The 13,025-nt window shown below is 36.1% G+C and carries 11 protein-coding genes; 7 read left to right on the forward strand and 4 right to left on the reverse strand.

All coding sequences use genetic code 11. From position 1 onward, the window contains the following. Positions 1-57 precede the first annotated feature (57 nt). From ACFINI_RS03465 to ACFINI_RS03475, 3 genes are all read left to right on the forward strand, one after another. Positions 58-396, forward strand: a complete 339-nt coding sequence (locus ACFINI_RS03465; RefSeq protein WP_015856528.1) for a P-II family nitrogen regulator — start codon at positions 58-60, stop codon at positions 394-396. A 59-nt stretch (positions 397-455) separates the two neighbouring features. Continuing rightward, positions 456-1,865 carry a type I glutamate--ammonia ligase gene (glnA, locus tag ACFINI_RS03470; protein WP_273791493.1) on the forward strand — a complete coding sequence of 470 codons (1,410 nt, stop codon included), beginning with the start codon at positions 456-458 and terminating at the stop codon, positions 1,863-1,865. A gap of 156 nt (positions 1,866-2,021) precedes the next feature. Then, the gene (locus ACFINI_RS03475; RefSeq protein ID WP_375645851.1) at positions 2,022-2,567 is read left to right on the forward strand and encodes a hypothetical protein; all 546 of its coding nucleotides are present in this window, start codon (positions 2,022-2,024) and stop codon (positions 2,565-2,567) included. Positions 2,568-2,601: 34 nt separating this feature from the next. Here ACFINI_RS03475 and ACFINI_RS03480 read toward each other — a convergent pair whose 3' ends face one another. After that, positions 2,602-3,384, reverse strand: a complete 783-nt coding sequence (locus ACFINI_RS03480; RefSeq protein ID WP_375645855.1) for an ATP12 family chaperone protein — start codon at positions 3,382-3,384, stop codon at positions 2,602-2,604. An 896-nt stretch (positions 3,385-4,280) separates the two neighbouring features. Here ACFINI_RS03480 and ACFINI_RS03485 point away from each other — a divergent pair. From ACFINI_RS03485 to ACFINI_RS03500, 4 genes are read left to right on the forward strand one after another with little or no spacing between them, the layout of a single operon-like run. Then, the gene (locus ACFINI_RS03485) at positions 4,281-4,592 is read left to right on the forward strand and encodes a prephenate dehydratase domain-containing protein (RefSeq protein ID WP_375645860.1); all 312 of its coding nucleotides are present in this window, start codon (positions 4,281-4,283) and stop codon (positions 4,590-4,592) included. Continuing rightward, entirely contained in the window at positions 4,579-5,784 is a 1,206-nt protein-coding gene (locus ACFINI_RS03490) for a DUF6421 family protein (protein ID WP_375645864.1), read from the forward strand. The genes ACFINI_RS03485 and ACFINI_RS03490 overlap by 14 nt, the downstream gene beginning before the upstream one ends. After that, positions 5,781-6,728 carry a DMT family transporter gene (locus tag ACFINI_RS03495; protein WP_375645869.1) on the forward strand — a complete coding sequence of 316 codons (948 nt, stop codon included), beginning with the start codon at positions 5,781-5,783 and terminating at the stop codon, positions 6,726-6,728. The genes ACFINI_RS03490 and ACFINI_RS03495 overlap by 4 nt, the downstream gene beginning before the upstream one ends. Then, positions 6,725-7,987 carry an acetyl-CoA carboxylase biotin carboxylase subunit family protein gene (locus ACFINI_RS03500; RefSeq protein WP_375645873.1) on the forward strand — a complete coding sequence of 421 codons (1,263 nt, stop codon included), beginning with the start codon at positions 6,725-6,727 and terminating at the stop codon, positions 7,985-7,987. Before ACFINI_RS03495 ends, ACFINI_RS03500 begins: the two co-directional genes overlap by 4 nt. Positions 7,988-8,245: 258 nt before the next feature. On the opposite strand, the gene ACFINI_RS03505 is transcribed toward ACFINI_RS03500, so the two are convergent. From ACFINI_RS03505 to ACFINI_RS03515, 3 genes are all read right to left on the reverse strand, one after another. Beyond that, a complete protein-coding gene (locus tag ACFINI_RS03505; RefSeq protein ID WP_375645876.1) occupies positions 8,246-10,999 on the reverse strand; it encodes an autotransporter outer membrane beta-barrel domain-containing protein in 2,754 nt (917 codons plus the stop codon). 945 nt (positions 11,000-11,944) lie between these two features. Then, positions 11,945-12,394, reverse strand: coding sequence for a hypothetical protein (locus tag ACFINI_RS03510; RefSeq protein WP_375611505.1), 450 nt, complete (start codon positions 12,392-12,394; stop codon positions 11,945-11,947). Between the two features lie 161 nt (positions 12,395-12,555). Then, on the reverse strand, positions 12,556-12,957 hold the full coding sequence (locus ACFINI_RS03515) for a hypothetical protein (protein WP_375645879.1): 402 nt from the start codon (positions 12,955-12,957) through the stop codon (positions 12,556-12,558). Positions 12,958-13,025 lie beyond the last annotated feature (68 nt).

Below are 13,025 nucleotides of genomic sequence, written 5' to 3' on the forward strand. Positions count from 1 at the left end.
GTCAATATAATGTGATGCAGTCTAAAAAGACAAAATAACGTTGGAGATAATTTCAGCATGAAAAAAATTGAAGCCATTATAAAACCTTTCAAACTTGATGAAGTGAAAGAAGCGCTTCAAAAAATTGGGTTACATGGTATTACAGTAACAGAAGCGAAAGGTTTTGGTCGTCAAAGGGAACATACAGAACTTTATCGTGGTACGAAATATGTTGTTGACTTTCTACCTAAAGTAAAGATTGAAATTGTTGTGTCCGATGAAAAACTGGAACAAACTGTTGATGCAATACGTAAAGCAGCTCAAACCAAACATATAGGAGATGGAAAAATATTTGTCTTTTCCATTGATGATGCAATTCGTATAGGCACGGACGAAACCGGTATCGATGCCCTTTAATAAATAACGAGAAAATTCACTTTTTTATCCACCTCAACGCCACATTAAGGAAATTGAATATGACAACCGCATCAGATATTATCAAACAGATTACAGACAACGAAATCCGTTTTGTTGATTTACGTTTTACTGATCCACGAGGAAAATTGCATCACATTACAATGGATATCGCAGAGATCAGCGAGGATACTTTTAGTGATGGTGTCATGTTTGATGGTTCTTCAATTGCTGGTTGGAAAACAATTAATGAATCTGACATGGTTTTAATGCCAGATCCAGAAACAGCACATATTGATCCTTTTTTTGCTCAATCTACTTTGGTCATATTTTGTGATGTACTTGATCCTGTCTCTGGTGAGTTTTATCGTAGAGATCCTCGTTCTATCGCCAAAAGGGCTGAGGTTTATATGAAATCTTTAGGCATTGGAGATACAATCAATGTAGGTCCAGAAGCAGAGTTTTTTATCTTTGATGATGTGCGCTATAAAACGGACCCTTACAACACAGGGTTTAAACTCGATTCAAGTGAACTTCCCTCCAATGATGATACGGAATATGAAACAGGAAATCTAGGGCATCGCCCACGAATAAAGGGAGGCTACCTTCCTGTTCCGCCGATTGATTCCTGCCAAGATATGCGTTCTGAAATGCTCACAGCACTCAAGGATATGGGCGTACAGGTCGAAAAACACCATCACGAAGTAGCAGCAGGCCAACATGAATTGGGTATTCGTTTTGATACACTCGTTCGCGAGGCTGACAAGATGCAAATTTTTAAATATGTTGTACATCAAATAGCAAATAGTTATGGAAAAACAGCAACCTTCATGCCAAAACCAGTTTTTGGTGATAACGGCTCTGGAATGCATGTCCACATTTCCATTTGGAAAGATGGCAAACCCATTTTTGCAGGAAATGAATATGCCGGACTATCAGAAACCTGTCTGTTTTTTATCGGTGGTGTTATTAAGCACGCAAAAGCAATCAATGCTTTTACAAACCCATCCACAAACTCCTATAAACGTTTGGTTCCTGGTTATGAAGCTCCTGTTCTTCTTGCCTATTCAGCACGTAATCGTTCTGCATCTTGCCGTATTCCAATGAGCTCCTCACCAAATTCAAAACGCGTAGAAGTTCGTTTTCCAGACCCAACAGCAAATCCCTATTTGGCATTTGCAGCCCTTTTAATGGCTGGTCTTGATGGCATCAAAAACAAAATTCATCCCGGACATGCTATGGATAAAGATCTTTATGATCTTCCCTTAAAAGAACTCAAAGAAATCCCTACCGTTTCAGGAAGTCTGCGTGAAGCACTTGAAGCACTTGACAAAGATCGTGGCTTTCTTAAAGCTGGCGACGTTTTTGATGATGATCAGATTAATTCCTTCATTCAAGTAAAGATGCAAGAAGTCTTGCGCTACGAAACAACACCTCATCCTGTTGAATTTGATATGTACTATTCTGTTTAAACAATCAATACGCATTCTTTTGATTCTGAAAATGGAGGCAAAAGCCTCCATTTTTGTGGATATTCTTCTCATGCAAAAGCGCAAGAGGCTTTTTGCTCATCCGCTTTTCCTTTATAATGCGTTGAATCTCTTCAAATGAATTAACAAAGGTTTCTAATGCCGCGAATTTGTTTTCTCGTTCCCGTTCTTTTATGCATTGTCTTTATCACATCAACAACTCAAGCACATACAATAACCAACCAAAAACTTACAACTCTTGAAAAAGCGACATCCGCTTATAGTAAAGCACTTAAAAATGCCGATGCAAATGCAATCTTAAATGCTATTCCTCCCCAAATCATCAACCGCTTAACCGCTAAAAAAAATCTTAGTCAATCACAATTTCGACAAATCATGAAAAGCCAAATAGAACGGTTGGCAGAAAGTTACAAGATTGAAACGATCAACATTGATCAAAAACAAAAACGTGAAGGTACCCTTGATAATGGTACCCCTTATTTTGTTATACCCGTGGAGCTTGTAACCACAACAAATGCTGGAAAAAAATGCTCGATTCAAACTGAAATTATTGCCCTACTTCACGATAACCAATGGTATTTTATCCGTGGTAATGACGAAGCGCTCTTAACCATAACCAATGAACTATTTCCTGGACTTGATAAAGTAAAAACCAATCCTCAAAAAGTCACAAAAACACTCTGAGCCGAAAGAATGCACGTAAATAAAAGATTTACCCCTATAAACAAGTTTTAACAATTGTAGCAGCAGCCTTAAATTCAACTTTTTTATGAGCACGACATACCATTGTTTCTTTATCTATTCCCCATTGTTCCATCATCCAATCTTCATCTAAATGGGCAATAGACCAAGCATGATCAGCATCAATGTTTCCCGCAGCAACAGCAAGAGCAATGAGAGCAGATCCCGTTAAGGTTGTCATCATATGAAGTGCAGCAAGCATATAAGCAGACTCAACGCTACGTAAATAATGACTCACAGCTTGAAGTGCTTCTGGTGATTGTTCCACATGCATCAGCCCTTCTGTCAAATAAAACCTTGCACCCAGTTTTTTTTCTGCCCAATCTAATAAAGGATCCCATTGCTCAGATTGTTTTTGCACCAACTCTTTAGGTGTTTGTGCACGATAAAAGATCATATCACATGCAACGAAACGCAATAAATCTTCAAAAACCGCCTGCATATCATCAGCGATACCATCAATAACAGTATTAACCAAACGCGTCATCGGCATTTTTGCAGGATCAACAACGTGCTTTTGGTTCTCAAATTCCTGAGCAACATATTCAGCAAACACTTCTGTTGGCACATGAAAATGACGCCTTGCGGGCGTTTTTACGGGACGTTCATCCAACAAAATCGTAAAGCCGGCCTCCTCACAAGCGATCTTCACTTGCTTATAAAACCGTTTTGGGTGTGATTGACATGAAAGATTTTGAATCTTTTGAACAGAACTCTTCTTATTCAATGGCATATCAAAATGATCCAAAATCTCACGCATATTTGTTTACCTCTGATCTTTTCAAAAAAACGACTGTTTCTTTAGGTTCTGTAGCTTCAATAAGGTTTAATCTGACCTTCTTAACGATTCCAAAGAAGAAAAAAATCTTGCCAATCTCAATCTGATTTAAGAGTTATATTTCATGTTTCTTTTACAAACAAGACAATGATGATTGCCTTTTATATATTTAATACAATCATAATAGTAAAACAATTTCTAAAAGTATTATCTTAATTAAGAAGTTAAATATATTGAGTTTTATGGCAAAGATGTTCACGCCTTACCAATTTGCTTATTATTCACCTATAATAGTATTATCAATATGAACAGATTCAAAAACGCTGCTCATCCAAAAAATGATAGAGCAGTGCGGTTTACGTGTCATTCACCTTCGCTTAACCATTCCAATAATTCTCTACATATCCAATAAATACCCTGCATAGAATTTTTCCTGCTCAATTACTCCCCTAAACGACGATGTTTTACGGCATGATAGAATAATGAACAGACAAAATTATAATTGTAAATTTTCTTTCATATATACATTATTTTATAAAGCACTAAATTATTTAACGCATTGTGCTTGATATACTCTATCATATCACACTAATTTAAATTTAGGCATATAATTATAAAGAATAGAGATCATGCAATCTGAAAATAATACTTTTATCTATACACTTGGCCCTGCAGATACTAACTGTGCAGCAGCAGCACAGTGGTGGCTTGACAATCACAATCAAAATATTTTGTCCACTGACTCGAGATCCCGTATTATCTTATACGCAACTCTTTAAGAAGCATTTAATGAACTTGCTCAGAAAAAGGATGGATATCTCTTAAGCTGTGCTGCTTACCCTGATTTGCATACACTCATATTTACCCGTTTAGGTGATATGCAATTATTTGACAGCTTTATCATGCCTACTCACTCTATGGTTTTAGCTAAACGAAATAACATTGATGAAATTAAAACCGTAGTGACTCATCCTGCCCCGCAAGCTCTGATAGCTCATCAATATGACAAAGTATTTGCCAACAGCAATGCTGATGCAGCAGTTCTTTGTAAGGCTGAAAAAGCCGATGCTTGTATCACAACATCGGTTGCAGCAAATCGCTATAGGCTGAATATTGTTGAAAATTTTGGACCAGTGCCAATGGCCTTTTTGCTCCACTCGCTAAAGTCAACTCATCATGAAAAAATCTGAAGCGCTTCTTTCCATTGTTAACTTGGTTGACAAATTCCGTATGCGCCAAGAACGAGATGGGAGCATTAAAGAACCAACTTCAGCAGATAATAATATGATCAATGAATTGATCACTCTGCTGAACCACCATGCCAATATTCTTGACGGATTATCTCCAAAACTTTTAGCGACCACTTCTGATGATCTTCATCAGTGGATGATCAGCGGTTTAACGACCCCTCCTAAATTTGATAACACTTTGGCTGCTTTCAAAGCCCCATTACCAGATGCGCCCTTGTTTTTCTTGGCTCCAATGCGTGCAACAAATGGACCTGATCCAGAAGGATTCCGGCTGGAATTAGTTACAGGATATCGTCATGAAACGGCCTATCTTGCTGACGCCTCAAAATATACAAATAATTATCTATCACCATTTCAATGTATAAAAATGGGAATAGCATCAAGAGGTTTTTTAGAAGGCAATTGCATTGTTCTATTCCCAGAATCTGTAGCGGCTGCTCAAAAAATTGATAAGCAAGCATTTGCTTTGTTTTTTTTCAGTAAATTCTTTGATATTTACAACAAGCAAACAATTGTGGAAGCTGAACGTTTACTCGGTCGAGATAGTAAATTCCTGTTCGGTCAATTGCATAGTCGTAACTTATCTAAAGAAGACATTTACGATGCTCGCTGTTTGTGGGGCTATTATCATGACTATGCACATCATACTGGACCGCGGCCATTGGATAAAAATCTGTATATAAAATTAAATTGGTTTACAGGTCTTCTAGAAGAAACTAAAGTTGATTTAATTACAGTGCGTATTATGCTACAAAATCATCCAAAATTTTGGAAAGAAATAACTGAATTTGTCCTATTAGAACGCATATTCCGTTATCCAAAAGGTTCTGATCAGCATATGACATTCGATGCTGGTACAGGGATCTTGCTTTTTGAAATATTGATGCGGAACAAAGCATTGATTGAAACAAATCAAGGTTATCTTCAATTTGATTTGGAGCGTCTTGAAAAAGTAATAATATTGATGATAGCAGATATAGAAGCACTTGAAGCATTAGATGATGATTCTTATTTGGCAGGAGCTAAAGATTATATCCAAAATAATCTTGGAAAACCACAGACCTCAAAGTCACGATTTAATTTTTCAACATCATCTTATGCACAGCGAGTGATTAGAGGATTAAATCATTGAGTTTTATAAAAGGACGGTTACTATTATTTACTTTTGCCATTCTAGCATTGTTTTCCATAAGTTGGTTATTATCTAAGAATTTGGTTAGCAATATACCCGTCATGCATGCGGTTGGACTTAGGTTGTTTGCCACCGCTGCCACCTTATGGCTGATTGCAATATTTCGTGAGAAAGCTGTTTTCAGATCCCTACCATTGCTTTCCATGATACCTTCTTTTTTAATTCTCTCAGTGTTAGGATTCTCGCTGTATTTTGTATGCAGCTTTGGTGCATTAAAATCGCTCAAAGCCAGTGATTTAACTATGGTTCTCGCTACTATTCCAGGGATTACTTATATATTAGGTGCATTGACAAATGTCCTTAAATTCTCATGGCTGAAGTTTAGCGGAGTGATAATTGTCAGTGTAGCAGCTATAGCATTTAATATAAACAGTGGAGAAGGTGGATATTATAACCTAATAGGAATAGCTCTTGCTTTAACAGCAGCACTTTCTTACTCTGCTTATGGCTTATTGTCTAAACGTTATCTTAAAAATTTACCTTTGCTCACCTCATTGGCTTGGATCACGACAATTTCTGCAGCATCATTTATGCCATTATTTATTTTTGATCCTGCCCCACTCTTATATCTTAAGTTAGAAGATATATTTAAAATATTGATTTTAGGAACTGTTTGCTCGGCACCAGTTTACGTATTATACCAAAAAGTTTTAGCCGAAGGAGGCGTATTATACGCCAACACTATCGGCGTATTATCCCCTTTTGCAGTGGTTGCATGTGAATGGATAATCGGCTCGAGCCCTTCTCTCAATATGATCAAAATAATTGCTATGATTGTAGTTGTTATAGGGATGACACTCTTATTCATAGATGCATCAAAGGTATCTACATGGCAACATAAACGCCATTCTCAAAACTCCAAATTTAATGAGGAAACAAAATGAAAAAACTCGCGTTAGTTTGCCAGCGCAATGCAAAATTACCATTTATATTTGAAGCAGCACAAGCAGCTAATATCGAATTAATAATGATCTATGATACCGCTGAAAGCGCTCCCACTCAACACCCCGCAGCAGTAACTTCAACTTGGCAACTTCCTGTTTTTGATAACCCAGAGGCAGCTCTAGACACTTTTGCAACGGAAGCAAAAGAACGCAATATTTCTGGGATTATGACCCTTCGCGAAGAAGCTATCCTATGGACAGCTTTGGCTGCAAAAAAAATCAATACTCCAAGTATTGAACCAGAAGTAGCAGCATTAACCCGAAATAAATATCTCATGCGTCAAGCTTTTGCTAAAGCAGGCTTAAGAACACCAGGATTCTTTTATATAGATCATCCAGAAGACCTATCAAAAACACAAGCCTTGGATTATCCAGTCGTTATTAAACCCGTCTCTGGATGGGCAAGTACAGGCGTAATGTTAGCTAAAAATTCCGCTGAACTTTCTGATCTCATTAAAGCCGTATGGAATGTTCAGCATAAAGACATGGCACGTTTTAATGATAAAAGTAAACCTGTAGGTTTAATCGTAGAACAGTATTTGCCAGGAAAAGAGTTTGTCGTAGAATGCTTTGTTGATACAGCAGGTGTACACGTTCTGGCCATTGGAGACAAGGGACAGCCTGAGGGACCATGGTTTGAAGAAACAATTTATCGTCAACGCTGTGATATAGATGATCCTTTAATTATTGCTTTATGTGAGGCTGCATGCTCTGGAGTTAAAGCTCTTGGTATAAATATAGGTGCTGCCCATGTAGAGCTACGCCTAGATGCTCATAATTTACCTTATATCATTGAGATTGGCGCTCGTATAGGTGGATCGGGTGTCTCCCATTTTATTGTTGAGCAAGGTACAGGGATTTCATTTGCAAAACTATGTATGAATGCCGCTTTAGCTGAAAAAAACTTAGACCTTCCCGATATACTCCCAGCTGAAAAAGTGGCGGCAAATTATATTATTCCTCTTCGTGGTCATGGACGGTTTTCTGGATTTTTAGGTCTCGATAAGGTTGCACAGCATCCTCAAACCGCCAGAACTATCATTTTCTTTGAAACCAATCATCTTTCACCACCTCCACCAGCATTTGGTGGATATCCTGGTTTTATTTTCTCTGTTCATAACTCAAACGAAGAAGCACGCAATTACCATAAATGGCTCGATGATACCTTAAGCATCATATGGCAAAACATTGATTTATAATGATAATTTATCTTTATTCATATTGAATAAGAACCCCGATATTGTAGGATTTTCTCATTTTAATCTGTTTATCAGATGGACAAATTTTTTAAAGCATTTGAGAAATGCTATAGTAGATAAAAATAAATCAACATGATATTTTCATATTTATTAAAGCACATGGTACCATTATTAAAAAATTCTGCACAAACAATGGTTTTAATTCCGATAGTAGAACAAGACTTTGAAAATCACATTTATTATTTTTAAAAAGATTGCTTAAAAATGATAGCGCAATCCACCAGAAAAACGAACTCCAGAAAAACCAGCCTTGGTTAACCTATGCTGATAGCTAAGATCACTGTGAAGTGTAACTTTAGAAGAAAACTGTGAATTGACACCCAAGCCAACTTCTAAGGAAGAACCAAAAGAACTCAACTGAAAAACATCTTTAAAATGAACAAATTGTTCTTTACCAAAACAATGAGCAAGATGAATATTTCCATAAAAAGAAATGATACGATCCTTTTCAGAGGCTGTAAATGTTTTACTTAAACGCCCACCAACACGCATAAACCATTGATCTATTTTTTTCATCTCAACATCAAATCCATCAATATCACGAAACTTATCAAATTGAAGATGTTGATAAATAAGCTGAAGTTGCGGATCAAAAATAAGATCTTTATATCCTGTCATAGACACTTTACCAGCAGAAAACGACACGTTCAAAGGATTTGCTTTTAATGTCGCCGTCTTACCCCAAACACGGCTACGCACATCCCCTTTAAACAAACCATAAGATAAAAAACTATCTATATAAAAATCAGTGTAATGTTTCACACTAGCATATGCCGTAAATGACCATTTATTAAATGTACTCTTTTGACTTTGTTCCACGTTATGAGGTTGTAAGGAAAGCTTTCCATAGGTTCCCATAATCCCAAAAGATGTCGTACTATATGCACGCTCTATTGTTTTGAGCAAAATATCTGTTTTTATAGCGTTATAATCAACATGACCATCGTACCCATATTTAAGTGTAGAAAGATCTGAGACATAACGATAACTCCCACCATAACCGTGGACAGATAAAGCAAAGTTCCCTTCAACTTTTAATAATTTACGAGGAATAGACCGCCTAACTTGCAACTGCTTTTGTTGATGACTCATATCCATGAGCCCAACATGAAACAACGCATTTGGTAACAAAAGATAGGTCGGAACTTGTGGAACAACCTCTCTGACCTTTAACTCAGAAAGGGGAATAGCAGACACCTCTAAAGCAGGCTGAATATATTTACTTTCAAGGCGAAAATCCCAAAAATCTCCATCTCCTTCAACCAATCTTTGAGAAGTTTGTGCATTTCCAAGAGCAGAAGCTGGACCATAAGCATGAAGATAATATTGGTAAGGCAAACCCTCTAATGCGATATAAGCACGATTTAACTGAAAAGAATCCTCTGCCGCTTTTCCAGAAACCTGAATAAGTGAAATACTATGAGCATTTTCACCGGTTGCTATCTCACCCTGATTTCCTGCAACAAATTGCACATAAACTGTTGTTTTTCCAGAAACATCACCATGTATTAAAAGCCGATCAGTTTTTGTATTATCGAGCAAACCATCACTACTGAGATGCGTATTGAGATAAATATCTGCCCTATCTTGCGCACTATAAACTTCTTTTTCTCCCTTCCCAATATGAAGTGTCTGATACTCCTGAAACATTGGAGTCTCAAAAGCAATAAAACTATCAGAAACTTTCACAAATGAAATAGACGAACTTGTACGGTTTGCAACTTGCAAATCGATCTCTCTTCTTTTTGTCAAAAACCATTTTGATCCCCCTGTTAAATAAAGCTCAGCAATAGAATCATCGGCAACACGAGTCCCTCCTATCAATGAAGAAGAATTAGCCAAAATCGCTACACTTCCCCCCTTTTCAGCTGTTAATAATAAATCACCAAAAATTTTTGTACCTTCTGTTACTCCAATATAAATACGACTGTTATGACTATGAACAGCTGTCCCATCTGGAACCTCAAAAATCGTCCTTTTCAAAAAGACAAGCCCCTGTTCATATGCATCATTTTCCTCATCCCTCTCAAAATACATACCATGTTTGTTACCTATTGCTTTAATTGTTGAATCTTCAATATTAACCCGCGAAATTAAAATATTTCCTTCCCTGCCGTTATTGGATGGCGTGTTAGAATCTTGTCCAACTGTTAAAACATGAACATCCGTAGAAATAATATTCGTATTTTTTACATAAACAGAACCCTGATGTTTTACATTGAAAACTGTATGTGTAATTTTTTCATTTGTATTTTCTTTGTCTTCTGTTTTTTGATATTTTGAAGCAATGGTAACACCATCTAAAGTCGCACTCCCCCCTCTCCCCACATAAAGCGCAGCAGCATCATTCACATCAATAAATCCACTTTTCATCTGAATACCCGCCTCATCCCTAACGAAAAGAGCACTCTCTTGACCGATACCCAAACCTTCCACTTTAATTTTTGTATTCGTTAACGTAACAGATGCTCCTCGCTTCTCTGCATAAGCAGCAATCTGAGAAGCCTCAATTGTTCCACGATTAACCTCAATCATTCCACTATCAGCTTTAAGACCTATTGATACATTTTTTAAAGCTGAATCGCTCAAAACAATTTTTCCCCCTCGTGATACAAAAACACCATAAATATCTTCTATACCCGCAGTCCCTTCAACCTCTACACGCGTTGCCTGAATAACTGTATTTGGCTCCTGCACTACTATAGCAGCAGGTAACATGAGAGAACGACCCTCCCCATTCTTTTCTTTAACAGGCGCCGTGAATTTATATACTTTATCACTAATTGTATGCTTTGAACCATCACTGCATCCGTAAGGTAATTTGTTTTCATCACATGACAGTGATGTATATGAATGAGAATGTGCCTCAATATTTATATTTAACAAAAAAGAAAAAATAGCTGCTGTAAAAAAGCACGAATACAAGTGATTGTTAGATACCTTGACTATCATTGTTTCTCAAAACTTTCTTTTTTCAACAAAAACAAAAAATGCTGGAAAAAAAATAAACCACAAATTAAACACAATAAGAACAAAACAAACAAAATTATTTTATTTTTTATGATAAGATCATAGCATTTAATAATATGTTTTGTGTTTTATGTAAAGAAAGAACAAAAAGTTTAAAAATACCATTTAGGATGAAAATCCCTTTAAAGAAGGCATCTCAAAAACCGCTGAAAACTGTAATTACAAAAGTCCCAAAAACCAATCTTAAAAAAACGTGAAAAAATGCGAATTTTGAAGAGATATAATATTCAATTTATCTCACCACAAAAAAATAAAAATACAACAACATGAGAATAACTTTTAAGATTAAACGATTAAAACGTTTTAATAAAACACAGCACAAAAAGATACAATATACGAAATCTATAACCGCATCATCTCTTCAACCACAACAAAAAAATAAGAAATTGCACACTAATGTATAAGCTAATGTACACAATTTCTATATTAAAAATGCTAAATATCTAACAAAGAAATTTGAATAAATAAAAAACTTCTCCTAATACCCTATCATCAATGATTTGAATTAATAAATGTAATATTTTAGATCTTTTGATAAAATCTAAAATACAGTAAAACACTCACTATTCTGAACTTAAAAAACACCAAAATAAAATTTCATCAAAATTAGCTCTATGAAAGCTATCTGTTTATTATCGTTAAAGAAGATATTTTAGCAAAGCTATTATTTGACATTCTTTATATGGAATAAATTTCTCTAAACAACAACTCACTATCCTCCGCTAGCATCATCTGACAACAACACTATTGCCAATCTCGTAGCTGATGAATATAACTACATTAGAGAAAAAGAGCTATATCTCTCTTCTCCCGTTTAATATTTTTATTTAATTATTGCTTTAAAAATTAATGTTCTACTGTTGATGATCACTTGTGCAAAGCTTTTTTTATTTTCTGGCGCTTTTTATCATTTTCAAAACGTAACATCAAATCTCGCTCTTGTTGTGTCGAATTGGTTACACCAAAAGTATCATTGTCCATAACCTGCTGATACCCTGCTACCATTAAATTGACTAAAAATGAATCACTTCGCGGCGTTGATGAAAAATAGATTCCCTTTGAATCTTGTAATTTGTACCGATAACCTGCTTTAGTCATGCACTCATAAACTGCTGCAAAATCACTTGCACGCGAATCCATATTTTTAGAAGAAGCGTAGATTGGTTTCCAACCACATTTTGACAGTGCTTGTTGGACCATAGACTTACTGACACCAGACTTTTCCCATAATTCTAACGTCGATGGGGGAGGTTTGCTAATACACCCAGCAGAGCTTAATAAAATTATAGCAATCAATAATTTCAATGTTTTTTTCATTTCCCCCTCCGTCAATATTTACGATAGAAAGACTGATAAGTCTTCTAATATTTTCTCACACGCAAGATGACTTTTGTTAGCATATAGATATTGAAGAAACAATCCCACCCCCCATGCAAAAACAAGAATGGAAGGATTTTTGATTACAGCAGCCTCAATACTTAAGGTTGACATTCAGGTTGTTCTTTATGCTCTTGACAATGAGGACTATTCAAACGCCTCTCTACACTTCGCTGAGGAATAACTGCATCAGGCTGACAAATTGGAAGATTTTTATATTTCTCACACCACTTCATTCTTCCCAATTTATCTTGGAAACCTGCTTGGATCATACATGCATTCACAGACTCCTCAGCATTGAATTTCTCATCCGTACTTGTTTCTGTATCAAGACGACCATCAAAATGCTGTATTCCACATTCTAACAGAGCTTTTTTGATCTCAAGCTGATCAGCACCGGATTTTTCCCATGCATCTACAGCTGTTCGAGAAGGCTGCTCAGGGTAGCATCCAGCCATAACAAATAAGGTTATCCCGCTTAATAATTTTAAAATCTGCTTCATTTTCCTATCCTTGAGTAATTTTGATATTACGAAACAATCTATAAATTATTTTACATACTGTTTTTTAT

It is taken from the genome of Bartonella sp. AA56HLJMS (assembly GCF_042197145.1).
Lineage (GTDB): Bacteria > Pseudomonadota > Alphaproteobacteria > Rhizobiales > Rhizobiaceae > Bartonella.